We start from the raw sequence: 23,526 nt of genomic DNA, 5'->3' as shown, positions 1-23,526 counted from the left end.
TCTCAACTACACTGCTTGGTAGTCCAACTAATTCATTTCATTTATGAATCAAGGAATCAACCGTTTTATTATCCTACTTCTTATAATCTCTTTGTAAAACTATAATCCATTTCTCCACCTAACGCTTCAGGTGTATCACCAGTTTCTCTAAAATCATGTGTATAAATTTGTCCAAATGAACCGAAATCTACTTGCTTATAAAATTCGAAACAAGGGAATCCATCATGTTCTCCTTGAATATCGATACTACCATCCTTGTTCACACATACAGTTAATAAATAGTCCACAGGAGGGGCATACACATTTAACGGATTACTAGCGCTTGCACTCATTTTGAATTGCACACCATCAGAATTCCATGAAATATCCGTACACACAATATTTTCAGTACTCGCTTTTCCTGTTCTTTTATTCACAGAACCATCTGGATTTGTGACCTTCTCTGTCGTAATACCCGTGTTTGCATATGAAAACACTTCTTCTTTATAAAAGTCCACTACTACCTCTTGCTCAACTCTAGAGCGCATAGTATTTACCGCATGTGGTGTAAATTCACGTGAATCACCTTCAAACTGGATTACTTTCCCTGTTTGTGCATCCTTCCGCGGTTCTGTCCAAGACATTGGAATAAATACACTAGCTCTTATTTTAACGATATTCGTCATAAGAAACACCCCTATAATTCTAATTTTATATACTGCATGCTATTGAATAAAATAGACCACAATTTCAATCCTAGAACCAATAGCTTTCTCTTTTACGTTTGCTACTTCCTTCTAAAAAATAGCGCTATATTTATATCTAGATTTTCGTTTTAAAGCTATATTCCATTTCTCCAGCTAGTGCTGCTGGGGGTATCATCCGTTTTCCTGAAATCATGTGTATATATTAATTCAAATGAACCAAAGTCGATTTGTTTATAAAATTCATAGCAAGGAAAACCATCATGTAAACCTTCAACATGCACAGTACCACTTTCATTAACTCGTATAGTCAAAAAATAATCAGCTGCAGGTGCTGCCGCGTTTAACGGATTACTTGCACTTGCACTTGCACTTGCACTTGCTCTCATTTCAAATGAAACCTCATCTTCACTCCATACAATATTTGTACATGCAATGTTTTCTGTACTTGTTTCTCCTTTTTGATACTCAATTGAGCCATCTGGATTTGTAATTTTCACAGTAACGATACAAGCATCTGCATATGTGAAAATTTCTCTTTTATAAAAATCAACAACCACTTCTTGTTCTAATCTTGAACGCTTTGTGTTCACAACGTATGGTGTAAATTCACGTGCATCTCCGGCATATTCAAACACTCTTCCCGTCGCAGGATCCTGAATAGGTTTCAGCAAAGCATACGGTGCAAATACACTCCCTCTAATTTTAACGATATTAACCATGTGAAACCTCCATAATTCATTGATTTTATTTAGATAAATCATTATTTGTTCTATTACTTTTATATAGTCAATTTGATTGACTATAAGTAAGGAGGTTATATACATGACTCATCAAACACTTAACGAACTAGATCTTACATCACTTTTATCACTATCTTTCAGCACATTAATTACTGAACTACATGATAGATTAAGTGAATTAGGATTTGAAGATATTAGGCCAGCGCACGGTTTTATGTTCAAACGCATCCTTCCTAATGGAGCAACCGGTATAGAACTAGCTGAATATTTAGGGGTTTCAAAACAAGCCATAAGTAAAATGGTAGATTCTCTTGAGAACAGTGGTTATGTCACGCGCCAAACGCATCCTACTGATAAAAGAGGTAAAATTATTGTTTTAACTGAGCGTGGTTTAGCAGTAATGAAAGCAAAAGAAGAAATAGTAGCTGAAATAGAACAACGATGGATTGCAAACATAGGTGCAGAACGAATGCAAATGCTTAAAGAGGATTTAACAACATTCGTTACTAAAGAAAATACAGGAAAATTATCATCGAGCATACGACCTGTTTGGTAAACAAAAACTCCATATAATAAAAAAGAACGGACAAGAAATTCTATGTCCGTTCTTTTCATCACACATACTTCCGATGCACCATCTTCCCATCATAAGAAAACACAACGCCCTTACTCTCCACAATCGATTCCATATGCACTGTTCTTCCCCATAGCTGATGAAGATACGGTAATACTTTTTCTAAGTATTTTAAATCTAACTCAATTCCTTCATAGCTATGTTTAATGTACAATTCCCCATTCTTTAAGTAGTCTCCATCTTCTACTACTAAGTACGGGAAACCTCCATTTGTGCGCATATTTACGAGTTGATCGCGTACATGCTCCCATTCTTTATCAATTACTTTATATTCTTTTCCTTGGCGCTGGAATAAGTACATATCTTCTCTCATTACAAGTTTTTTATTTAAATAGTTTCTTAGGAACGATACATCCCATTCAATTTCCCGTACTTCAAAGATTTTGTCACGACCAGAACCAGGTTTCACACCGCGTCGTTTCATTTCTTCTGTCGGGTTGTTATAGCGCTCTTCAATATCTTCGAACATTTTAATACCGAGGTAGTATGGATTAATACTTGTTTTTGATGGCTGTACGACACCTGCATTTAATTTCGCAAATTCAATTGCTTCACCAGATGTTAAGTCCATTTCACGAAGTATGCGTTGATGCCAGAAGGAAGCCCAACCTTCATTCATAATCTTCGTTTCAAGCTGTGGCCAGAAGTATAACATTTCTTCACGCATCATCGTTAATATGTCGCGCTGCCACTCTTCTAGCTCACGGCTATATTCTTCAATAAAGAGGAGTAAATCTTTTTCTGGCTGTGGTGGGATTTTCTTCTTTTTATGCATATTAGGTCGTTCTCTCTTTTTGTTTCGATCATCTAAATTCCATAAATCATCGTACTGTGATATCTTTTTCTTTTCTACATCCTCTTCTAAATCTTCAATACTCCATGCAAGTTTCGGACGCATAAGCGATGGATCAATATGTTCTTGAATGGCAAGTACGGCATCTAAAAATGTTTCTACCTCTTCTCTTCCATACTTATGTTCATACGCCTTCACACGATCTGCTGTCGCTGCCATACTCTCCACCATATCGCGTTTCGTATTAGAAAAACGAATATTATTTTTGAAGAAATCACAATGTGCTAAAACGTGCGCCACGATTAATTTATTTTGAATTAAAGAATTCGTATCTAATAAAAAGGCGTAACATGGATCAGAGTTAATAACGAGTTCATAAATTTTACTAAGTCCTAAATCGTATTGTAATTTCATTCTGAAAAATTGCTTTCCAAAACTCCAATGCGAAAACCTCGTCGGCATCCCATATGCACCAAATGTATAGATAATTTCCGCTGGACATACTTCATAGCGCATCGGATAAAAATCAAGACCAAATCCAGTCGCAATTTCCGTAATTTCAGCAATCGCATATTGTAGTGCTTTATCATCACTTGCTCTCATTATTTTCCCTCCTTACACTTTCCCTTAAGAAAGTGTATGATGAGGAACAAGCTTTCATGAGGATTGATTGCATAATAAAAAGACACCCTCTTAAAAAACGAGAATGCCTCTTTCTAATTAACCTTCAATGATCTCCATCTTCTCCGTAATCGGTGTACGAGCTTTTCCTTCTGGTGCTTTATCGAAATAGCCGATATGAAGAATTCCAATGATGCGTTGGCCTCGTGTTAAACCAATTCCTTCTATAAATAGTGGATTGTAGTTTAATCCACCTGATTTCCAAACACAGCCTAATCCGCGTTCCCAAGCAAGTAATTGGAAGTTTTGCATAAATGCACATGTTGCAGCGTAATCTTCGTCACGTGGAATTTGACGCGGATCTTCATTAATGTAAACAACGATTTGTGCAGGCGTACTTAAGAAACGATCAGATAAAGTTTTGCCGCGTTTTGCTCTTTCTTCTTCTGTGAAAGAGTTTAATACTGCGTCTACTAATTTCTGACGGCCTTCTCCAATGTATAATTTACAATTCCATGGCTCACGATGTTTATGATTCGGTGCCCATGTTGCGTCGTTTAATAGTTCAATTAATAGCTCTTTTTCTACTGCTTTATTTGTAAATGTACGAACAGAGCGTCTTTCTTTAATAACATTTGCGATGGAAGTATATGTAGTCATATTTTTCTCTCCCTTATTTATATATATATATATATATAATTCCGTTATTGATATTGATTTTCAATTTCGATTATAACCTAGTTTTTCACTATTAATCAATGTTTTATGTTGGAAAACCATGAAAAACTTCTTTTTATACTGTGAATAAAAAAACTTAACTTGTTCACAAGTTTTTCACATTTTATGGAAATGATATGTGTAAGTTTTCCACATTACCCATCTAGGAGGAGTTTATATGTACAAGAAAATCGCAGTAAGTATGACTATGGCAGCATTATTGTGCGGGATATCTGTCTTTCCTGCTTCCGCTGCCACGCCAAAAGAAGTAACAATGCACCATCATAAGCCTATTTCAGAAGAAGAAATGCAGTCGCTCGAAAAACTCGGCTATAATAAACATGAAATTTGGAAAGCTGCCCACATTGCAAGAATAAGTAAAAAAGAAATTAAGGACGTTTTAGCTTACTATAAGCAAAATAAATCTTGGGAGAAAACAGCACAGCATTTCGGTGTAGACCCAAGTAAATTGAAAAAGCATCATATGAATAAAGAAACGAAAAAAGCACTACTGCAAAAATTAGCAAATATGCAAAAGTCCACACCAGATGGACTGAAACAAAAAATGAAAGAATATAACATCGGCTTACGCCAACTTACCGTGTTAACAATCATCTCCCAAAAAAGTAATACCCCTCTTGACGATGTACTAAAAATGAAAAAAGATGGGATGGATATTAAACAAATTGCGGAAAAATTAAATGTGAAAAAAGAAGATATACGGGCAGAAATGATTAAATTAGTGAAGTCTATTAAAGAAAAGAAAACAAATTAGCCTGTCAAAAAGGAAGAGATATTCAATACTCTTCCTTTTCTTTATCCCGCTATTTCTGGGCAGTAAAACTCCCACCTCAAAATTCTGCTGGAGCAAAGAGGTTAGGTGGGAGTCGGGCTGCCCGTAAAAGCCCGATTGGTGCGGGCTAATAATCAGTGGGGAATGAACAAAATCCCACTGATTAAAGTTTCACTTTATGAACTTTCAGTTTTCAAGTATAAATTCCCGTCTTTCCCAAAAACTAACACAAGTAAATGGTGCATGTCAGGGGTGAGAAAATGTTTCGTTCAACATCTAAAAAGAATAAAAAAACAATCTGTTCCATTCCCGAGTTTATCCACACGATGAAAGAATCTAGTGATTTCGTTTCTTATAACGTAGTAGACGATGGGACATTATGTTTGTTTTATTATAAATCTACAGTAGAATCACTTATTATTAATCGATTCATTTTAACACCTATCAAAAAAGAATTAGATCACATTCAAAATATAAGTGACATAGCAAATATCGTCACACTTGAGGAGATTATCACCAATCCTTCTATTGATGATATCCGTGAAAAACTGTTAGGTGGATATGTACTTTTGCAGCTAAAAGTTAATTCCAAAGCAGCCGAATATGCACTTCTTCGCGCTGAAAGTTTAGCTTTAGGTACACGATTATATAACGATACAGAAAATGAATATAGTGTAATCGGTCCCAAAGTCGGATTCGTTGAAAATATTGATACAAATACACACTTACTTCGCCGAAGTATTGTAACGGAGCAATTAGTTTTCAAAGAAGTTGTAGTTGGCTCTATATCAAAAACAAAGGTCATAGTTGCTTACATCGAAGGCATTACAAATGATCAGCACGTCAATACTGCGATGCAGCGCCTACAAGGCATTGACTTTGATGTTCCTTTCGATGCGACTATGATCGAACAATTTATTAGCGATAATAGTAACTCTCCCTTCCCTGTTTTACTACCTACAGAGCGCTTAGATCGTTCTGTTTATGCACTCATTAATGGTGGTGTTGTCATTTTAACAGATGGTTCACCCTATGCATTAGCTGGACCGGCGACATTACTCGATTTTTTCGTATCTCCAGAAGATTATTATTTACCATGGATAGCAGGCTCATTTCTTAGATTGGTTCGTTTTTTCGGAGCAGCATTCTCTCTATTTTCATCAGCTATTTATACAGCTGTATTAACGTATCACTATCAAATGATTCCCGCAGATTTACTTGGACCAATTATTTATTCCCGAGCCAATGTACCATTCCCACCTGTTTTAGAGGCACTTTTTTTAGAAATTACAATCGAATTACTGCGCGAGGCTGGAGCTCGTTTACCGACTAAAGTTGGTCAAACGATTGGTATTGTTGGGGGGATTGTCATTGGCCAAGCATCTGTTGAGGCTGCTTTAACGAGTACTATTTTATTAATTGCGGTTGCGTTATCTGCGCTTGCTTCTTTTACAACACCAACAGTAAAAATGTCTTCCACTATCCGGATATTACGATTTCCCCTCATCATTTTAGCTGGAGCATTTGGAGGTGTAGGGCTAATCGTCGGATTTGTATTCATATTAGCTCATTTAATTCGCTTAAAATCACTTGGATCACCTTATTTATTACCTTTATATCCATTTCGCGGGTTAGGTACAGCTGAAGGGCTCCTTCGTCTTCCATTTAGTCAAACTGCAGGACGGGCTTCTTTTCTAAGACCAAAGAAGAAATGGCGCTATGATCCAAACCAAGCGAAAGAAAAACGCGACGGTGAGGAAAAATGAAAAATATTTTATTACGCTCTTCCATTATCATTTTAATTTTTCTATCCGGCTGTACACAATCTAACATAGTAGATACACAGCGGATTATTCATGTGGGTGGATTCGATATAACGAAAGAGAAGAAATTTCGTGGGACGATTCTCTATCCAGATTACACAAAAGGAGTGCAATCAAAACCAGAAACTCAATCCACTACCGCTGGTACCATTGAAACAATCTCTTCACTTCTAAACGCAAAATCACCACATACGATTGCTGTAGGTCAAATGCGCGTTGTCCTATTTGGAAAATCATTCGGTGAACGTGGAATCGGAGATATTATTAACAACTTACAACGTGACCCTAACATTGGCCGAGATGTGCAGCTAGCGCTTGTAGACGGTTCAACAGAAGAATTACTTAAACATGTCAAAACAAATGGATCGCTATATCTATCTGATTTATTGGAGCAAAATATAGAAACGGAGACAATCCCTCGGATGGCCTTAAATATTTTTCTATATGATTTTTATTCATCTGGCTGCGATCCATTTCTTCCTTACATTCAAGTTGCAGAAGACAAGTCTGCTTCCATTAAAGGACTCGCTTTTTTAAAAAAGGATAAAGTAGCTATGTATACAGATAAAACAGGATCTTTTTTATTTAAATTACTCATTAATCCAACTAACAACGGACGTTACGAAGTTCCGATACGTCAAGGTAAACATAAAGGCTTAATCGCAACCCAAAACTTATCTGGAAATAGTGTTTGTTCCCTTTCCGAAGCCGGTGACATTCCGAAAGTTCACATTCGACTGAAATTAAATGGACTTATAAAAAATGCCCCTGACTGGCTTGATTTATCAAAGAGCGAAAATGTAACTTACGTAAAAAAACATGTAGAAAAGACACTTGAAAAACATTTAAACGAATTAATAAAACAATTCCAAGAAAAAGAAATCGATCCAATCGGTATACGTGAAGAAATTCGTAGTCACTCAAGAAAATGGAGCATGAAACAAATTCAAGAAATGTATCCTAGCGTAGACGTTGCAGTTAATGTGAAAATTAATGTCGTACAATCTGGTATCGGAGAATAGTGAGGTGCTGTAATGGCTGGACAAGATAAAACACATACTGTTTCCCCTTATTTCACATTTCTTCTATTACACTCCCTTCAAATTGGAGTAGGTGTGTTAGGTTACCAAAGGATTATTGCACAATATGCCGGTTATGATTCTTGGATTTCTCTTATTGTTGCGGGCATTGCAACTCATATCGTGCTATTTTGCATGCTTAAAATGTTAGAAAAAGATAATGATTTAATGAATATTCATACGACATGTTTCGGAAAGTGGACTGGAACATTTTTGTCCGTATGCTTTGCTGCATACCTTCTATTATTTTGCCTTACTGTCCTTCGTACATATATTGAAGTCATTCAAGTTTGGGTCTTCCCTACAATTAAACCGTGGAAATTAACTTTATTATTTTTACTTGTGACTTACTACGTAATTAAAGGTGGTTTTCGCTCTGTAACAGGAATGTGTTTTTGGGGCGTCGTAATACCGATTTTCGTCCTATTTTTCTTAGTTTTCCCAATGAAATACGCGCATGTCCGTAACATTCTCCCAATTCTAACTCATTCACCTTTAGAAATTCTAACTGCAGCGAAATCATCTGCATTAGAATTTCTTGGATTTGAAGCAATTCTTATTTTTTATCCATTTATAAAAAAAGAAAAATCATTAAATAAATGGGCGCATGGTGGTATTGCTTTTACAACAATTCTATACGTAATACTAGCCATCGTTTCCCTTATGTACTATAGCCAAGGACAACTACATCATACAATTTGGCCAACATTAACAATGCTAAAAATTATAAAGATTCCTTTTATCCAAAGGTTTGAGTACATCATTATTTTCATATGGTATCTTATTATTTTACCTAATCTTTGTTTAACAATTTGGTCTTCTTGTTGCATTAGTAAAAGGTCTTTTCATGTACCATTTAAAATTACACTTCCATTTTTTATTGCAGCTATATTTATTTCATCCTTATTTTTCACAAACCGTGAAAGTATTAATACATTAAATACAGTACTGTCTCAAGCTGGTTTATATATTGTATACGCTTATATCCCAATTTTATTTCTATTCCATTCACTACGATGGCGCTTCAAAAATCAGTCGAAAAAATCTTCACCCGACACACCATGATATTTGATACAATTTGGTTAATACATTTGTAAAGGGGACAAGCGAATGAAAAAGTATGTATTTTCTTTACTTGCAGTACTGAGCCTAATTCTTGCTGGATGCGGGAGTACTAGTACAAATGACAAAAAATCTTCTGAATCAAAAAAAGAACATGATCATGCCACGCACACTCAGCAAGCTGATATTCAAGAAAAAACAAAAGGAGTCGACACACTCCCTACCTTTCTAGACAAGCTTGATCCGCAAATGAAAGATATCTACACTGTCGCTGGACAAAATGCAGAGCTATTAGATTGGATTCCATGTTACTGCGGTTGCGGTGAGAGTGTAGGACATAAAAACAATAAAAACTGCTTTATTCGTGAAATTAAAAAGAATGGTGAAGTTGTTTGGGATTCCCATGCAACAACTTGTGTCAACTGCCTAGAAATCGCGGTTGAATCGGCTTCTATGAAACAAAAAGGAAAATCAACGCTCGAAATTCGTAACTATATCGACAATAAATACAAAGAAGGCTATGGCAAGCCAACACCTACGCCAATGCCAAAAGCATAAAAACGAGGAAATCCCTCGTTTTTCTCTTTTCATTCACCTTTTTTCTTAACAAATTCTTTCAAGTGTATTTCTCCTTACTTGTCACACACTATATATAACTCCTCGGTAAGGAGGGTACACAGTGCAAACATATAACGACTATGATAAAGCTCTCTATTACACGTATTGCTGTAATTGGGATAAATTACTCGTTCTCATGGTTCAAACGAACGATCAATTATTTTCTAAGCGTATTGAGCATTTTTTACACGCTTATCAATACAGTAAAGAACTACCAGAAGTTGATAAACAATTGCAGCTCCTATTTCAATATATTGACCACGCATCCCAAAAGTCACATGTAGAAGAAGTAGAGCAAATTCAAATGTAAAATATAGCGCTATTCTCTTTATGAGAATGGCGCTTTTTAAAATGTTCATATCAATAAATGTTTCTCCTCATAAAACTTTTATTGATAAACATATTTTTTCTTTCTTTTCCCTACTACTTCATACTATAATTTAGTATGTAACTATTATAAGTGAGGTATAAAATATGGGACGAGAAAAAAAGCAAGAATATGCTTTACTTACTGCATGGGGAGCTTCGTTTATTGCTACATTAGGAAGTCTGTACTTTTCCGAAATTATGAAATTTGAGCCTTGTGTCCTTTGTTGGTATCAACGTATTTTTATGTATCCATTTGTTTTATGGCTCGGTATCGCTGTAGTAAAGAAAGACTATCGCATTGCAAGTTATTCTTTACCAATCGCAAGTATTGGTGCTTGTATTTCTTTATATCATTATGCAATTCAAAAAATCGCAGCATTTTCAGCTGCTGGGGCAGCTTGCGGCCGCGTACCTTGTACGGGAGAATACATAAACTGGTTCGGCTTTGTGACAATCCCGTTTTTAGCACTTATCGGCTTTATCACAATCGCTGTTTGTAGCTTCATCGTAATTAAAAACAAATAAGGAGATGAAAGAATGAAAAAAATGCTTATATTTGGCGGTATTATTATCGCCTTGTTTGCAGCAATTTTTGCTGTAACACAAATGGAAGAAAAAAATGCTTCAACAAGCCAAAAAATTGATAATGCTACTGATAGTAAGACAAATGGCCCTGACTACTATACAAATAAAATCTCTCTTTCAGATCTCCAAAAGAATTTAAAAGAGAAAAAAGAAGAAACAGTATACTTTTATCAAACATCTTGCGTTCATTGTCAAAAGCTATCTCCTATCGTAGTACCAATGGCTAAAGACTTGAATGTTGATATGAAAGTTATGGATATTGAAAAATTAGATGCTCCTTGGGATGAATATAAAATTAAAGGAACTCCAACAATCATTCATTTTAAAGATGGTAAAGAAGTGAGCCGTATTAGCGGCGAACAACCGGAAGACAAATTAAAAGAGTGGCTTGAGCAAACGAAAAAATAATAAGAAAAGGAAACTCCTTCTATACATGAAATGCGTGTAAACTCCCACACTAATGTATAAGGAGGGGGTTTTATGCCAGAAGTGAAATGCTCTGTTTCCAATTGCTCATTTTGGGGACAAGGTAACCTTTGTCAAGCAAGTGCAATCGTTGTTCAACCTGATGCACAAGAAGCAGGTCAAATTGAAAACAGTTCATATACAAACGCTACTTTAACAAACGCTACTTTAACAAACGAGACGCTTGAAAGTTCTGTAACAACGAGTGTAGAAACGTGTTGTCATACATTTAAACCGAAATATTAAACGTAAAAGCATACGATTAGTCGTATGCTTTTTTACATTCCTCTCCAAACATCATGCATCATAAAAAAGTACAAAATAACGAGAAGGACCGTCCCGCATAAAGTAATGCGCCGATATACACTCTTCTCCCCTTCCCTCGCTTTAACAAATGCCCAAATAAATCCGACGAACAATATTAAATCAATATATGGAACATAAAAGGAAAAGACGAGTAACGCATATAAATACACGATAAATAAACAAGTCGTGATTAAGAAAATTTTAAATGCAAATTCACTTTTCATAATGTGACCGCCCCCCAGTCTGTACTGTATTATATTCAGCAAAACATAATAGTTGCTGTTTCAATTTTTTCATCTCACTATTTACAGGCGCTCGATTGGTATGAAATCATTAAAACCAACTAAACTTCATCACAAATAAGCTACCGTCTATTTACGGTAGCTATTACGGGACATTATATTTCCGTTTATATAGGTTACTTAAAATCGAATAAGGTAATTGTTCATAACGAATTTTTTCTCCTGTTTCATCTACAATATACAAATTGTTTCCTATATAATAGGTTCCATCTTTTCGTTTGGAATACACTGTGTATCTTTCATTTGGCAATACTGTTTTTACTTTCGTCAATTGTCCATTTGGTTCTTGCCAATATATATCGGCGCGATCTACTAACGTAAGCATTCCAATTTGTTCTTCTTCTACTTTACGACCATTCCAGCTCACAACACGATAACCTAGCTTATATGCTTCATATTCGGGACTCGTATGAAAACGAGAAATAATTACTTTCGTCTGTAATTGTACCCGGTCGTATAACCATTGTATGTCCCGATCGTGCATGCGAATACAACCATTCGACTCCCGGCTTCCAATCGTTCCTTCCCGATTTGTCCCGTGAATTGCATATTCCTTTTTATCTAGACCTAGCCACCTCGTACCGAGAGGGTTATTCGGAGCACCTCCAGCTATTTTTTTACGATGGTATTCTTTATTTTTATATTTAGTTATAATACAAAAATTCCCTTCAGGCGTCGGGGTGCTATCTCTTCCTGTCGTTATCGGAAATGTTCTAGTATAGTTTCCCTCTTCAAAAAAAGACAGCTGATTCGTCGTAAGGTTAACTAATATTAAATGATCTGTATTAGCAAAAACGCTAGCTGGCAGGCAGAAAAATAGGATTACGATAAACCATACTTTCTTCATCTAAATCCTCCCTAGCACTAACATCATAATAAAGTGAAACTTTACTCGGTGGGAGGGTTTGTCCATCCCCTACTGAATATTAGCCTTCACCAATCGGGCATTTACGGGCAGGTATCTCCCACCTAACTTCCTTGCATTCACCGAATTGTTAGGTAGGAATCTTACTGCCCGCAAATAGCGGGATAAAGTGAAACTTTAATCAGTGGGGGTTTTGTTCATCCCCCACTGATTATTAGCCTTCACCAATCGGGCATTTACGGGCAGTTAATCTCCCACCTAACTTCTGTGCTCCACCTGAATTTTGAGGTGGAATTTTACTGCCCGCAAATAGCGGGATAAATGCAATTAGCTTTACTTTGCTCTTATAAATGAAAACTATCCATTCACAATTACTCCACCATTTACATGCATCATTTGCCCTGTCACATATGCCGAATCACTAGACGCTAAATATACATATGCAGGCGCTAATTCATACGGCTGACCAGGCCTTTGCATAGGAACATTACTCCCAAACTGTGATACTTTTTTCTCATCAAAACTGGATGGAATAAGTGGTGTCCAAATTGGGCCTGGTGCAACACCATTTACACGAATTCCCTTTTGTACTAACGACTGAGATAGCGATCTTGTAAAAGCGACAATCGCTCCTTTCGTTGCAGAATAGTCGATCAACGTTTCATTTCCTTCATACGCAACGATAGATGCCGTGTTTATAATTACATCCCCTTGCTTTAAATGAGAGAGGGCTGCTTTTGCAACATGAAAATAAGAAAAAATATTAATACGGAACGTTTTTTCTAGCTGTTCCGCTGTAATATACTCTAGTCCTTGCTGCGGATATTGCTGTGCGACGTTATTCACAAGAACATTTAGCCCCCCTAGCTGCTGGGCGGTCTCTTCTACAATCTCTTTACAATGTTGTTCATTACTCAAATCTCCCGGCAATAATACACAATTCACGCCTTCTTTTTCCACAAGTTGTTTCGTCTCATTCGCATCTTCGTCCTCATCTAAATAAGCAATCGCAATATTTGCTCCCTCTTTTGCAAAAGCGATAGAAACAGCTCTTCCAATCCCGCTATCTCCTCCTGTAATTAATACATTCTTTCCTTTTAACTTTTCACTTCCTTTATAACTTGGATCTTCAAACTTTGGAAGAGGATTCATTAACGATTCAATACCAGGTTGTTTATTTTGATGTTGTGCTGGCATTGTTAAAAAGTTTTTTTGCTGCGGCATAACTTCCTTCAACTCCTTTCCCCTTATAATGCGCACAATAAAAAAAACTACTTACACATTAAAGAACCGCAATTCACACACAGTTTTACGATTAATATTCGAATTTACGACATAAAATATGAGTTGTTCTAAAGTTTTTATGCAAAACTATTGCAAAATAGTTAAAAAACGAATATTATATATAACTGTTGTGAAAATTATTCGTAAAAAGAAAGGATGTTTATATGTTTAACCTTTCAAAACATAAAACTTCTATTAAAACTGAAATTATGGCAGGTATTATTACCTTTTTAACAATGGCATATATCATTGTCGTAAACCCTGTCATCCTTGGGGATGCAGGTGTTCCGTTTGAACAAGCATTTACAGCTACAATTATCGCTGCTGTTGTCGGAACATTATTTATGGCAATCTTTACTAATTTACCAATCGCAATTGCACCAGGTATGGGATTAAATGCTTACTTCTCTTATTCTGTTGTAAAAGCCCATGAAGGCATGACTTTCGCAATTGCATTCTCTGCTGTATTCGTAGCAGGTATGATTTTAATTTTGTTATCATTCACATCTTTCCGTACGAAATTAATGGAAGTAATTCCTGAGAACTTAAAACATGCACTTACTGCTGGTATCGGTCTTTTTATTGCTTTTATCGGTTTGCGCTTAACGGGAATTGTTACAAAAAATGATGCAAACTTAGTTGGGCTTGGCGATCTTCACTCTGCTCCAGTTCTACTAGCATTAGCTGGCCTTGGAATTACAATTATCCTTATGTCTTTAAATATAAACGGGGCACTATTTATCGGAATGTTATTAACTGGTATTATCGCTTACTTCACAGGTCAATTAACATTCTCAAGCGGCGTCACATCAATGCCTGGATTACCAGAAGGAATTATCGTTTCAAATCCAATTACTGCTGTATCTGATGTAATTAACTACGGATTATACGGCGTTGTGTTCTCATTCTTCCTTGTTACACTATTTGATACAACAGGTACACTACTTGGCGTTGCACAACAAGGTGGATTTATGAAAGATGGAAAGCTTCCAAAAGCAGGACGAGCTCTTCTATCTGACTCATTCTCAGCAACAATTGGAGCTATGTTCGGAACAACACCATCAACAGCTTACATTGAATCATCTGCTGGTGTTGCAGCTGGTGGTCGTACTGGTTTAACAACTGTTACAGTAGCTGTTCTATTTGCATTAGCAGCATTCTTCGGACCGTTAGTGAGCGCTGTTTCTGGCGTTTCAGCTATTACAGCACCATCACTAATTATCGTTGGTAGTCTTATGATGGGCTCAGTTCGCCACATCGATTGGGATACATTCGATGAAGCATTCCCAGCATTTTTAGTAATCTTAAGCATGCCACTTACATCAAGTATCTCAACAGGTATTGCACTTGGATTTATTTCATACCCACTTATGAAAGTGGCAAAAGGACAATTCCGTGCTGTTCACCCACTTGTGTATTTATTCGGGATCTTGTTCGCTTATCAATTAGTTTTCTTACCACATTAAAATCCCTCGTAAAGAGGGATTTTTTCATAAATAAAAAAGGCTGCAGAGAATTCCTTCTCCACAGCCTAATTATTATTTTTGCAAAAACGTCTGCAAATCTGCAAATTGTCTCTTTGCATCTTCATAGCCTTGCTCATATAAACTTTGTAATTTAGCCGTATCCTTTTCCATACGATCTACTTGAAGCGGCACTTCTGGGCGAATAACAAATAAATTACCTGCTTGCTCTTCTTTTTCAATGTAGTGAAGTGTTTCATTATACACTTCATAACGATTCAGCATCGTATTTACAAGGTTTGGATACTTCTTATAAGCCTTTGCTGCAATCCAACCAAATTTTGATTTTTTCTTCGCGTAACCATGATTTCTCGTCAAAATAACGACTGATTTTTTAAATCCATCTTCCTGTGCTTTACGAACTGGAATCGGATCTGAAATCCCGCCATCTAACAATTGCTTACCTCGGTAGTTTACTGCCGGTGCAATGAAAGGTAATGAACTAGATGCTTGCAATAAATTTAGCGCATCATCATTCGTTCCTTCTTTTTCAAAATAAACAGACTTTCCTGTTTCACAATCAGTTGTTCCTACAAGGAAACGCTCTGGACTATTAAAGTATGTTTCAAAATCAAACGGTACATGCTTTTCTGGAATTTCATGAAAAATGAATTCCATATCAAATAGCTGACGTTTTTTCCACAAGTTTTTATACGATAAATACTGCGGATGTGATGCGTAATCAATATTTACTGTTTTATTTCTATTTCTTTGTCTGGAAAGATACGACGCTGCATGACAAGCACCAGCTGATACACCAATTACATATGGAAAATATAAATCTTGTTCCATAAAATATTCTAATATCCCGCCCGTATATACACCACGCATACCGCCGCCTTCTAATACTAACCCCGTATTTTCAAGCATGTTATTCTCTCCTCTTTATATACATTGACTCTTTAATTATTCACTATGTTAAGTATCTTTTTCTATTATATATGAGTTCTTTCAGAAATTATATTCAAAAGGCTTGAAAAAAAGAAAAATAGAGACTCCTCAACAATCCGGTCTCTATTTTAAGCTCTTTGATCAGCAACGATATGAATATCAATATACTTCGTTTGTCTCATAATTTCATTTACAATAGAACCTTTTCGTATTTCTTCCCACCGTGTTCTCGCCGATTGCCCGAGTAAAACTTGTGTCACCTGTAGTCTTTTTGCAACTTCAATAATAACATCAGCGGGCTTTCTTCCCTTTGCTTCTTCTAATACAAAGCTCGCATCAAATTGATTCGTTAGTGATTTCCATTCTTCAATCGTTTGCTTTTTGCCTGCTGAAATAGAATCTATATTTTCTCTTTCAACGTTTAACACATACAATTCAGCATTTAGCCGATCAGCCATGCGCCAACCTCTCCGTATTAATTTCTCTGCTGTTGAACTGTATTGTACACAAACGAGAATTTTTTCTTTCACACCTATCGGTTCTATTACTGTTTGGCTAATTTTCTCATCCATATCATCTGCAACTTCCCGAAGCGATAATTCCCTGAGTGCTCCTAAATTATTAAGCGTGAAGAAATTTTGTAAGCTTTGCTCTATTTTTTCTTCCTTATATATCTTTCCATCTATTAATCTCTTCCGGAGTACCTCAGGTGTTGCATCAACGAGCTGAATTTCATTTGCTTTTTGTAAAATAAAGTCTGGAATACGTTCCCGTACTTTTACATTTGTAATTTGAGCTACAATGTCATGAACGCTTTCTAAATGTTGAATATTAAACGCAGATAATACAGATATACCGGCATCTAACAATTCTTGCACATCCATGTAACGCTTCTTATTTTTAGACCCGGGAATGTTACTATGTGCAAGTTCATCCACTACAACTACTTGCGGGCCACGCTTTATAATTCCTTCTACATCAAGTTCATAAAATACTTTCCCTTTATAATCTATTTCTTTTAAAGGAACTTTTTCTAAATCAGCAATTGCTTCTTCCGTCTCTTTTCTACCGTGTGTTTCAATTAAACCAACTACAATATCAATACCGTCTTTTTTCATCTCTCTTGCATCAAATAGCATTTTATAACTTTTCCCAACTCCAGGTGCAGCCCCTACGTATAGCTTTAGCTTTCCGCGATTTTGCTGCCGAATATATTCTAAATACTCTTCTGGCGTTCGCCTTTGAAACGTCGGTTTATAGTCATCCGCATACAAAACACTCACAACCTTTCTTTCGAAACAACGCTACCTCAATCCGTTAGATTGAGGTAGCACTGTTACTATTTCATTAATTTCTGCAATTCTAAATTTAGCTTTAAGACGTTTACACGATCCTCTCCAAATAAACCGAGTGCAGCTCCTTCTGTTTGATCCTTAATCAATTGATCTAGCTTTTCTTTCGGAATATTCGTTAATTTTGAGATGCGATCTACCTGCACAGAAGCCGCCTTCGGACTAATGTCAGGATCAAGCCCTGAACCTGAATTCGTCACTAAATCTATCGGTACTTCTGTAACTGGAACGGCCCGGTTTTGTTCCTTCCACTCTGCAATACTTTTCTCAACTCGTTTTGCTAAATCTGGATTAGACGGTGCATAGTTATTTGAACCAGATGCTTCTGCTTTATATTCTATACTAGAGACACGTCCATGAAAATAACGTGGATCTGTGAAATTTTGACCGATTAATTTTGAACCAACTACTTCATCTTTATCATTATATATAAGACTTCCATCCGCATTATCCTTCATTACCGCTTGCGCAATACCAGTTACAATAAGCGGGTATACGAGGCCGCACAAAACTAGAAATGTAAAAGTAATACGAATAATTGGTGAAAGTATACTTTGTTTTTTCGCCATCTTTTTTTCCCCTCTTCCTTATATGAACAAGCCGACAATCATATCAATTACTTTAATTCCAATGAATGGAACGATAACTCCGCCAAGCCCATAAATGAGTAAGTTTCGGCTAAGTAGTGCATTAGAACTCATCGGTTTATATGCGATACCTTTCATCGCTAGAGGAATAAGTAACGGAATAATAACCGCATTAAATATTAATGCTGATAAGATTGCTGAAAGCGGTGATGTTAATTTCATAATGTTTAATGCTTCCATTTGCGGAATCGCAAGTGTAAACATCGCTGGAATGATTGCAAAGTATTTTGCTATATCGTTTGCAATACTAAACGTTGTTAACGCACCTCGTGTCATTAACAATTGCTTACCAATTCCTACAACCTCAATGATTTTTGTTGGATTCGAATCTAAATCGATCATATTTGCTGCTTCTTTCGCAGCTGTCGTACCACTATTCATCGCTAACCCAACGTCAGCTTGCGCTAATGCCGGGGCATCATTTGTACCATCACCTGTCATCGCTACAAGTTTCCCTTTATCTTGCTCTGCTTTAATAACCGCAATTTTATCTTCTGGTTTACACTCAGCAACGAATTCATCTACTCCTGCTTCCTTTGCGATTGTTGCTGCTGTTAACGGATTATCACCTGTACACATAACCGTTTTAATCCCCATTTGGCGCAATTGTTCAAAACGTTCACGCATACCAGGTTTCACTGTATCCTTTAAATATATTAAACCGTAAATACGATTGTCTACTGCAACTACAAGTGGTGTTCCGCCTTCTTTTGAAATTAAATCTGCTTTTTGATTCACATCTTTTGGAATCATCCCGCCTTGCGATTGAACCCATTCAATCACGGCACCGACAGCACCTTTTCTCACTTTCGTTCCATCCTGTAAATCAACACCACTCATTCTCGTTTCTGCTTTAAACGGAACAAATTCACCTTGTTCTGCAAGTTCTCTATTATATGATATAGATTTCGTTTGTACATATTCTATAACTGATCGACCTTCTGGTGTTTCGTCTAAAACTGAGCTAATCGCCGCCCATTTTCCTACTTGCTCAATCGTTTCATTTCCTACTGGTAGCAGTGTATGTGCCATCCGGTTCCCGAAAGTAATCGTACCTGTTTTATCTAAAATAATCGTATTAATATCGCCCGCAGCTTCTACTGCTTTCCCTGACATCGCTAATACATTAAACTTTGTTACGCGGTCCATCCCAGCAATACCAATCGCTGATAATAACCCACCAATTGTCGTTGGAATTAAACAAACTAACAATGCTACAAGTACAGCTGTATCAATTTGAAACCCTAAATAGTTTGTAAAAATCGGCAACGTCACAACGACGATTAAGAAAATTAGAGTTAAACTCGTTAATACTGTATTTAAAGCAATTTCATTCGGCGTTTTTTGACGCGCAGCTCCTTCTACTAAAGAAATCATTTTATCAATAAATGATTCGCCAGGGTTACTCGTAATTACAATCGTAATCTCATCACTTACGACCATCGTACCGCCTGTTACTGAACAAAAATCGCCACCCGCCTCTTTTATTACAGGAGCTGATTCCCCTGTAATTGCAGATTCATCGACAGACGCTAAACCTTTAATTACTTCACCATCATTTGGAATCATTTCTCCTTGTTTTACAATAACAACGTCACCTTTTCTCAGATCAGTTGCTGAAACTTGAACAATATCTCCATTTTCTTTTACAACATTTGCAAACACATCTTTCTTCGATTGTTTTAAAGAATCGGCTTGCGCTTTTCCACGCCCTTCAGCTAAAGCTTCTGCAAAGTTAGCAAATAAAACTGTAAATAATAGAATGAGAGAAACTGTTATATTAAACCACCCTGGTACACTACTAGAACTACTTGGAAGAAAGGATAAAATTAACGTAATGATAAATCCAATTTCCACAACGAACATAATCGGATTCTTTATCATTACTTTCGGATTCAATTTCGCAAAGGATTGTTTCATCGCATGTGTCACGATATCACGATCCATCGTTTTTGCTTGTCTAACCTCATCTTCTACAGCATGTATTTGTGATTCATTTACTCTTTTTTCTTTTACTACTACCGGTCTCATCATTTACCCTCCATTACTTCAATGTAAGAAATTCTGCAATTGGGCCAAGTACTAACATCGGGAAGAATGTTAACGCACCAACAATTACAATTGTTCCGATAAAGATCCCTCCAAATAAACCATTATCCGTACGGAATGTCCCGACTGTTTCTGGTACTACCGTCTTCTCTTTCAGTGAAGCTGCAACAGCTAGCATCGTAATTAAACTGAAATAGCGTCCTAAAAACATAACTAAACCAGTCGTAATATTCCAAAACGGTGTATTGTCTGCTAAACCTTCAAATCCAGATCCGTTATTCGCAGCTGACGATGTGTACTCATATATAACTTGCGTTAAACCGTGGAAACCTGAATGAGAAATTGCATCCGTTCCTAAGCTTGTTGAAAGAGCTAATGCTGAAAACCCTAAAATAAGCAATGGATGAAATAAAATCGTTACCGCAATCAATTTCATTTCCTTACCTTCAATTTTCTTACCTAAAAACTCCGGTGTCCGTCCAACCATTAAACCAGATATAAAGACTGCAATAATTGCATACATAATAATGTTCACAAAACCTGCTCCAACACCGCCGTATACTGTATTTAACATCATATTTACGAGTGGAACTAGACCACCAATTGGTGTTAACGTATCATGCATCGTATTAACGGCCCCTGTTTCCGCAGCTGTCGTTACTGTCGCATAAAGGGAAGAAAATACTGTTCCAAATCGGACTTCTTTTCCTTCTGTACTTCCTTGTACATGTTCGATACCCATTCCATTTAACGCTGGATTCCCATGTAATTCAGATGTCGTAATCGTTATAAATCCTAGTAAAAACACCATGAATAGTGACACGAAAAGGATGCGACCTTGTTTTTTATTTCCTACCATTCGTCCGTACGTAAATGGAAGTGCTGTTGGCAATAACATCATAAGCATCATTTGTAAAATATTACTCATTTGCCCTGGATTTTCGAAAGGATGTGTAGAGTTTGCTCCGAAAAATCCACCGCCGTTATTTCCGAGTTCCTTAATGGACACGAATGATGCAACAGGCCCACGTAATATACTTTGCTTTGCCCCATCGATTGTTTGTGCTGTAACGGCCCCGTCTAACGTTTGTGGTACACCAAGTGCGACAAAGACTAGTGCCGCAATAAATGCGATAGGAAGAAATACTCTCGTTAGTGCTCTCGTAAAATCAACGAAAAAGTTACCGAGTTCCTTCCCAGCAAGCCCTCTTATAAACGCCATTACAAGTGCTAACGTCGTTGCTGGTGCTGCAAACATTAAAAATGTAATTCCGATTAATTGTGATAAATAAGATAAGCCATTTTCACCGCTATAATGCTGTAAATTTGTATCAGCCATAAAACTAATTGCTGTATTAAAAGCGAGCGTAGGCTCCATCCCTTCAATGTGTGCTGGATTTAATGGCAATACTCCTTGTAGTCTGAAAATGAAATATACGACAACAATCATAAATCCATTTAATAAAACTAATGACAATGCGTACTGTTTCCACGTTTGATTGTATTCTTTTACACCCGTAATTTTAAAAATAAGTTTTTCAAAAGGCCCGAATACTTTATCTAGCTTTTTACTACCTTGAAAGGCTTTCTCTAAATAAACTCCCATTGGCTTTGCTACTAAAATAAACAAGAGCATTGTAATAACGACTGCAACCCAAATCATAATGAATGATTCCCCCTAATTAAAACTTCTCTGGATTTAATAATGCGTACACTAAGTACACCGTAATCGCTGCAACAATAACCGATAAGGCAATCATCATGATTGCTTCCCTTCTTTCACAACTTTATCTGACCAACTTGCAAGACTTGCCATCGATGCGACTAACCCAACAAAAATACCGATCATTACAACATCTAACATAACTACCCCTCACTTTTGTTAAAATTTACCATCTGGTTATCAAAAAAAGAACACTAAGCTCTACTTAGTGTTCGAAACGAACAACACAAAGTAAACCTCCTCTCTAAACGCTTACGAGGTTAGCTGTCGGATTCGGGCCTAAAGAGTAGCCCTACTTTCAAAATTGAAAGATTCACCCCAAGTGACAATGCACAAAATTGGTTCCCCCGCTCCATTTCTGGAACTCAGCGATTTTAGGTTTTTTTTGGAAATTTCATGAATGATTTATGAGAGTAAATATACTCCTCTAAATTTAACTTGTAAAGGGGTAAATTACTGAAAATAAGAAAATATCCATCTATTTAAGCGTTTACATTAGTAGTTATTAATATTTTTTCATCTGTTTTCTCGTCTTTCCTTTCTTTTTCACAGAAATGATCTTTTAAATACGAAATAAAAAGAGCGAATTACATGAAGTGCATAGCTTGTTGCACTCAGCATTCGCTCTTTTTTCATTCAACCTTTATTCTCCACGCAAAAAAGCACGCAAATTTCTCCCTCGAATATAAACTTGTGATAATTCCGCATGTAACTGCTCATATTCGGTAATATCCGCCTCTAAATACAAAACATCTTTTGATGGTAATATAATATATGGACCTGGAAAAAGAGGATCGAGCACTACCAATTCGTGAACTCTCTCTACCGATATCGCCCAACGATTCGCTATATCTCCTAGTAACAACACTTTCATCTTCATTTCCCCCGCCCTATTCAAAAAATAAAAAAGAAATATTATCACAGTTCGTAAACACTACAAATTTAGCTCCAATTGTTTCATAGAGCCTGGCCGGATAGCGTTTATTCTTTGTAACAACAGTAATAGGCGCTTGAAAAGAAAAACGAATGTGTTCTGTGAAGAAACTAACTATCGGAAGCTCATCCCCTAGTAAAATCACCTTCTTAATACGTGTGCAAATACTAGTAAAATCCTTCTCCTTATTACAGCTATAAGCTGATTCAAACCCATACTCTCTAACTTCATCCGCTATCTCTTCATTGGCTGTAAAAATAATTAACTCATGCTGAAATGCTACTAGCTCTCTTAAACTCTTTACCTTGTTTTTTTCTCCAACACAAATAAGTGTTAGTTCCATGTACCTTATCCTCCTTAGCATAAAAGAACTCAAACATAGATTGATATTCTCCTATACTAATCAGACCGATGAAGTGATGTATCCATCATGGCACCGTCCTCTCTCAAGACGCTTACGAAGTTAGCTGTCGGATTCGGACTTTGAGAGTAGCCCTACTTTCAACATTGAAAGATTCACCCCTAGTGACGACGCACAAATTGGTTCCTCCGCTCCATACATTTGGACTCAGCGTATTACAAAAAATGTATTCTGGCTGATATATTACTCCTGTATTTTGAAAAAGTAAACACAAAAAAAGCCAGTTAACAAACTGGCTTCTCGT

Annotated in this window: 26 protein-coding genes, 1 pseudogene and 2 riboswitches; of the genes and pseudogenes, 11 read left to right on the top strand and 16 right to left on the bottom strand. The window is 36.6% G+C overall.

What is annotated here, in order from left to right:
- Positions 1 to 80: 80 nt before the first annotated feature.
- Positions 81 to 665, bottom strand: a complete 585-nt coding sequence (locus MR066_RS26385) for a DUF3238 domain-containing protein (protein WP_242248998.1) — start codon at positions 663 to 665, stop codon at positions 81 to 83.
- A 136-nt stretch (positions 666 to 801) separates the two neighbouring features.
- A pseudogene (locus tag MR066_RS26380) lies at positions 802 to 1,405 on the bottom strand (DUF3238 domain-containing protein).
- Between the two features lie 103 nt (positions 1,406 to 1,508).
- On the opposite strand from MR066_RS26380, the gene MR066_RS26375 reads away from it, so the two are divergent.
- On the top strand, positions 1,509 to 1,982 hold the full coding sequence (locus MR066_RS26375) for a MarR family winged helix-turn-helix transcriptional regulator (protein ID WP_002140454.1): 474 nt from the start codon (positions 1,509 to 1,511) through the stop codon (positions 1,980 to 1,982).
- 58 nt (positions 1,983 to 2,040) lie between these two features.
- Here MR066_RS26375 and spoVR read toward each other — a convergent pair whose 3' ends face one another.
- Both spoVR and MR066_RS26365 read right to left on the bottom strand, forming a co-directional pair.
- A complete protein-coding gene (spoVR, locus tag MR066_RS26370; RefSeq protein ID WP_044444616.1) occupies positions 2,041 to 3,456 on the bottom strand; it encodes a stage V sporulation protein SpoVR in 1,416 nt (471 codons plus the stop codon).
- A 117-nt stretch (positions 3,457 to 3,573) separates the two neighbouring features.
- A complete protein-coding gene (locus MR066_RS26365; RefSeq protein ID WP_012260353.1) occupies positions 3,574 to 4,134 on the bottom strand; it encodes a nitroreductase family protein in 561 nt (186 codons plus the stop codon).
- 235 nt (positions 4,135 to 4,369) lie between these two features.
- Between MR066_RS26365 and MR066_RS26360 the strand changes: the two genes are divergently transcribed.
- From MR066_RS26360 to MR066_RS26320, 9 genes are all read left to right on the top strand, one after another.
- Positions 4,370 to 4,966, top strand: coding sequence for a hypothetical protein (locus MR066_RS26360; RefSeq protein ID WP_002140453.1), 597 nt, complete (start codon positions 4,370 to 4,372; stop codon positions 4,964 to 4,966).
- Between the two features lie 278 nt (positions 4,967 to 5,244).
- The gene (locus tag MR066_RS26355; RefSeq protein ID WP_242248997.1) at positions 5,245 to 6,750 is read left to right on the top strand and encodes a spore germination protein; all 1,506 of its coding nucleotides are present in this window, start codon (positions 5,245 to 5,247) and stop codon (positions 6,748 to 6,750) included.
- Positions 6,747 to 7,829, top strand: coding sequence for a spore germination protein GerYC (gene gerYC, locus MR066_RS26350; protein WP_242248996.1), 1,083 nt, complete (start codon positions 6,747 to 6,749; stop codon positions 7,827 to 7,829). The genes MR066_RS26355 and gerYC overlap by 4 nt, the downstream gene beginning before the upstream one ends.
- Before the next feature lie 12 nt (positions 7,830 to 7,841).
- On the top strand, positions 7,842 to 8,951 hold the full coding sequence (locus MR066_RS26345) for a GerAB/ArcD/ProY family transporter (RefSeq protein ID WP_219299976.1): 1,110 nt from the start codon (positions 7,842 to 7,844) through the stop codon (positions 8,949 to 8,951).
- Positions 8,952 to 8,996: 45 nt separating this feature from the next.
- Positions 8,997 to 9,506, top strand: a complete 510-nt coding sequence (locus tag MR066_RS26340; RefSeq protein WP_219299978.1) for a PCYCGC domain-containing protein — start codon at positions 8,997 to 8,999, stop codon at positions 9,504 to 9,506.
- A gap of 121 nt (positions 9,507 to 9,627) precedes the next feature.
- Positions 9,628 to 9,876 (top strand): YhdB family protein, encoded by a 249-nt coding sequence (locus MR066_RS26335; protein WP_001195459.1) that lies wholly within the window; start codon positions 9,628 to 9,630, stop codon positions 9,874 to 9,876.
- A gap of 164 nt (positions 9,877 to 10,040) precedes the next feature.
- Positions 10,041 to 10,460, top strand: a complete 420-nt coding sequence (locus tag MR066_RS26330) for a disulfide formation protein C (protein WP_000532269.1) — start codon at positions 10,041 to 10,043, stop codon at positions 10,458 to 10,460.
- A gap of 12 nt (positions 10,461 to 10,472) precedes the next feature.
- A complete protein-coding gene (locus MR066_RS26325; RefSeq protein WP_016093295.1) occupies positions 10,473 to 10,928 on the top strand; it encodes a thioredoxin family protein in 456 nt (151 codons plus the stop codon).
- 72 nt (positions 10,929 to 11,000) lie between these two features.
- Positions 11,001 to 11,231, top strand: coding sequence for a DUF1540 domain-containing protein (locus tag MR066_RS26320; protein ID WP_242248995.1), 231 nt, complete (start codon positions 11,001 to 11,003; stop codon positions 11,229 to 11,231).
- 32 nt (positions 11,232 to 11,263) lie between these two features.
- On the opposite strand, the gene MR066_RS26315 is transcribed toward MR066_RS26320, so the two are convergent.
- The 3 genes from MR066_RS26315 to MR066_RS26305 all read right to left on the bottom strand — a co-directional run bounded on the left by MR066_RS26315 (position 11,264) and on the right by MR066_RS26305 (position 13,682).
- A complete protein-coding gene (locus MR066_RS26315; protein WP_002029881.1) occupies positions 11,264 to 11,515 on the bottom strand; it encodes a hypothetical protein in 252 nt (83 codons plus the stop codon).
- Between the two features lie 163 nt (positions 11,516 to 11,678).
- Positions 11,679 to 12,440 carry a L,D-transpeptidase gene (locus tag MR066_RS26310; protein ID WP_242248993.1) on the bottom strand — a complete coding sequence of 254 codons (762 nt, stop codon included), beginning with the start codon at positions 12,438 to 12,440 and terminating at the stop codon, positions 11,679 to 11,681.
- A gap of 375 nt (positions 12,441 to 12,815) precedes the next feature.
- Entirely contained in the window at positions 12,816 to 13,682 is an 867-nt protein-coding gene (locus MR066_RS26305; RefSeq protein WP_242249007.1) for an SDR family oxidoreductase, read from the bottom strand.
- Positions 13,683 to 13,906: 224 nt separating this feature from the next.
- Between MR066_RS26305 and MR066_RS26300 the strand changes: the two genes are divergently transcribed.
- Positions 13,907 to 15,208, top strand: coding sequence for an NCS2 family permease (locus tag MR066_RS26300; RefSeq protein WP_002029878.1), 1,302 nt, complete (start codon positions 13,907 to 13,909; stop codon positions 15,206 to 15,208).
- Between the two features lie 72 nt (positions 15,209 to 15,280).
- On the opposite strand, the gene MR066_RS26295 is transcribed toward MR066_RS26300, so the two are convergent.
- From MR066_RS26295 to MR066_RS26255, 9 genes are all read right to left on the bottom strand, one after another.
- The gene (locus MR066_RS26295) at positions 15,281 to 16,135 is read right to left on the bottom strand and encodes a patatin-like phospholipase family protein (protein WP_242248992.1); all 855 of its coding nucleotides are present in this window, start codon (positions 16,133 to 16,135) and stop codon (positions 15,281 to 15,283) included.
- Between the two features lie 149 nt (positions 16,136 to 16,284).
- Complete coding sequence (kdpDN, locus tag MR066_RS26290) at positions 16,285 to 17,439, bottom strand: KdpD-like non-kinase potassium sensor (RefSeq protein ID WP_154696148.1); 1,155 nt, start codon at positions 17,437 to 17,439, stop codon at positions 16,285 to 16,287.
- A 56-nt stretch (positions 17,440 to 17,495) separates the two neighbouring features.
- Complete coding sequence (gene kdpC / locus MR066_RS26285) at positions 17,496 to 18,077, bottom strand: K(+)-transporting ATPase subunit C (protein WP_061675209.1); 582 nt, start codon at positions 18,075 to 18,077, stop codon at positions 17,496 to 17,498.
- 18 nt (positions 18,078 to 18,095) lie between these two features.
- Entirely contained in the window at positions 18,096 to 20,186 is a 2,091-nt protein-coding gene (kdpB, locus tag MR066_RS26280) for a potassium-transporting ATPase subunit KdpB (RefSeq protein ID WP_061675210.1), read from the bottom strand.
- Positions 20,187 to 20,199: 13 nt separating this feature from the next.
- Positions 20,200 to 21,867 carry a potassium-transporting ATPase subunit KdpA gene (gene kdpA / locus MR066_RS26275; RefSeq protein WP_242248991.1) on the bottom strand — a complete coding sequence of 556 codons (1,668 nt, stop codon included), beginning with the start codon at positions 21,865 to 21,867 and terminating at the stop codon, positions 20,200 to 20,202.
- A 19-nt stretch (positions 21,868 to 21,886) separates the two neighbouring features.
- A complete protein-coding gene (kdpF, locus tag MR066_RS26270; protein WP_000972378.1) occupies positions 21,887 to 21,967 on the bottom strand; it encodes a K(+)-transporting ATPase subunit F in 81 nt (26 codons plus the stop codon).
- A complete protein-coding gene (locus MR066_RS26265; RefSeq protein WP_000887888.1) occupies positions 21,964 to 22,068 on the bottom strand; it encodes a SipW-dependent-type signal peptide-containing protein in 105 nt (34 codons plus the stop codon). The genes kdpF and MR066_RS26265 overlap by 4 nt, the downstream gene beginning before the upstream one ends.
- Positions 22,069 to 22,162: 94 nt before the next feature.
- Positions 22,163 to 22,308: riboswitch (cyclic di-AMP (ydaO/yuaA leader) on the bottom strand.
- Positions 22,309 to 22,570: 262 nt separating this feature from the next.
- A complete protein-coding gene (locus tag MR066_RS26260; protein WP_016101779.1) occupies positions 22,571 to 22,801 on the bottom strand; it encodes a hypothetical protein in 231 nt (76 codons plus the stop codon).
- A 16-nt stretch (positions 22,802 to 22,817) separates the two neighbouring features.
- Entirely contained in the window at positions 22,818 to 23,204 is a 387-nt protein-coding gene (locus MR066_RS26255) for a hypothetical protein (protein ID WP_002029867.1), read from the bottom strand.
- 93 nt (positions 23,205 to 23,297) lie between these two features.
- A riboswitch (cyclic di-AMP (ydaO/yuaA leader) is annotated at positions 23,298 to 23,445 on the bottom strand.
- Positions 23,446 to 23,526: the final 81 nt, after the last annotated feature.

Source organism: Bacillus cereus group sp. BfR-BA-01523, assembly GCF_022662615.1.
In the GTDB taxonomy this organism is placed as follows: Bacteria; Bacillota; Bacilli; order Bacillales; family Bacillaceae_G; genus Bacillus_A; species Bacillus_A mycoides.
The sequence above is the reverse complement of the archived record's forward strand: the minus strand, read 5'-3'. Positions and strand labels throughout refer to the sequence as shown.

Bases quoted from the DNA above. Each gene is read 5' to 3' on its own strand.
- MR066_RS26305 (WP_242249007.1), bottom strand. From the start codon at position 13,682: ATGCCGCAGCAAAAAAACTTTTTAACAATGCCAGCACAACATCAAAAT.
- MR066_RS26375 (WP_002140454.1), top strand. From the start codon at position 1,509: ATGACTCATCAAACACTTAACGAACTAGATCTTACATCACTTTTATCA.
- MR066_RS26365 (WP_012260353.1), bottom strand. From the start codon at position 4,134: ATGACTACATATACTTCCATCGCAAATGTTATTAAAGAAAGACGCTCT.
- MR066_RS26260 (WP_016101779.1), bottom strand. From the start codon at position 22,801: ATGAAAGTGTTGTTACTAGGAGATATAGCGAATCGTTGGGCGATATCG.
- MR066_RS26310 (WP_242248993.1), bottom strand. From the start codon at position 12,440: ATGAAGAAAGTATGGTTTATCGTAATCCTATTTTTCTGCCTGCCAGCT.
- MR066_RS26255 (WP_002029867.1), bottom strand. From the start codon at position 23,204: ATGGAACTAACACTTATTTGTGTTGGAGAAAAAAACAAGGTAAAGAGT.
- MR066_RS26355 (WP_242248997.1), top strand. From the start codon at position 5,245: ATGTTTCGTTCAACATCTAAAAAGAATAAAAAAACAATCTGTTCCATT.
- MR066_RS26265 (WP_000887888.1), bottom strand. From the start codon at position 22,068: ATGTTAGATGTTGTAATGATCGGTATTTTTGTTGGGTTAGTCGCATCG.
- MR066_RS26320 (WP_242248995.1), top strand. From the start codon at position 11,001: ATGCCAGAAGTGAAATGCTCTGTTTCCAATTGCTCATTTTGGGGACAA.
- MR066_RS26300 (WP_002029878.1), top strand. From the start codon at position 13,907: ATGTTTAACCTTTCAAAACATAAAACTTCTATTAAAACTGAAATTATG.
- MR066_RS26345 (WP_219299976.1), top strand. From the start codon at position 7,842: ATGGCTGGACAAGATAAAACACATACTGTTTCCCCTTATTTCACATTT.
- spoVR (WP_044444616.1), bottom strand. From the start codon at position 3,456: ATGAGAGCAAGTGATGATAAAGCACTACAATATGCGATTGCTGAAATT.
- gerYC (WP_242248996.1), top strand. From the start codon at position 6,747: ATGAAAAATATTTTATTACGCTCTTCCATTATCATTTTAATTTTTCTA.
- kdpA (WP_242248991.1), bottom strand. From the start codon at position 21,867: ATGATTTGGGTTGCAGTCGTTATTACAATGCTCTTGTTTATTTTAGTA.
- MR066_RS26325 (WP_016093295.1), top strand. From the start codon at position 10,473: ATGAAAAAAATGCTTATATTTGGCGGTATTATTATCGCCTTGTTTGCA.
- MR066_RS26385 (WP_242248998.1), bottom strand. From the start codon at position 665: ATGACGAATATCGTTAAAATAAGAGCTAGTGTATTTATTCCAATGTCT.
- kdpB (WP_061675210.1), bottom strand. From the start codon at position 20,186: ATGAGACCGGTAGTAGTAAAAGAAAAAAGAGTAAATGAATCACAAATA.
- MR066_RS26295 (WP_242248992.1), bottom strand. From the start codon at position 16,135: ATGCTTGAAAATACGGGGTTAGTATTAGAAGGCGGCGGTATGCGTGGT.
- MR066_RS26360 (WP_002140453.1), top strand. From the start codon at position 4,370: ATGTACAAGAAAATCGCAGTAAGTATGACTATGGCAGCATTATTGTGC.
- MR066_RS26340 (WP_219299978.1), top strand. From the start codon at position 8,997: ATGAAAAAGTATGTATTTTCTTTACTTGCAGTACTGAGCCTAATTCTT.
- MR066_RS26330 (WP_000532269.1), top strand. From the start codon at position 10,041: ATGGGACGAGAAAAAAAGCAAGAATATGCTTTACTTACTGCATGGGGA.
- kdpF (WP_000972378.1), bottom strand. From the start codon at position 21,967: ATGATGATTGCCTTATCGGTTATTGTTGCAGCGATTACGGTGTACTTA.
- MR066_RS26315 (WP_002029881.1), bottom strand. From the start codon at position 11,515: ATGAAAAGTGAATTTGCATTTAAAATTTTCTTAATCACGACTTGTTTA.
- kdpC (WP_061675209.1), bottom strand. From the start codon at position 18,077: ATGGCGAAAAAACAAAGTATACTTTCACCAATTATTCGTATTACTTTT.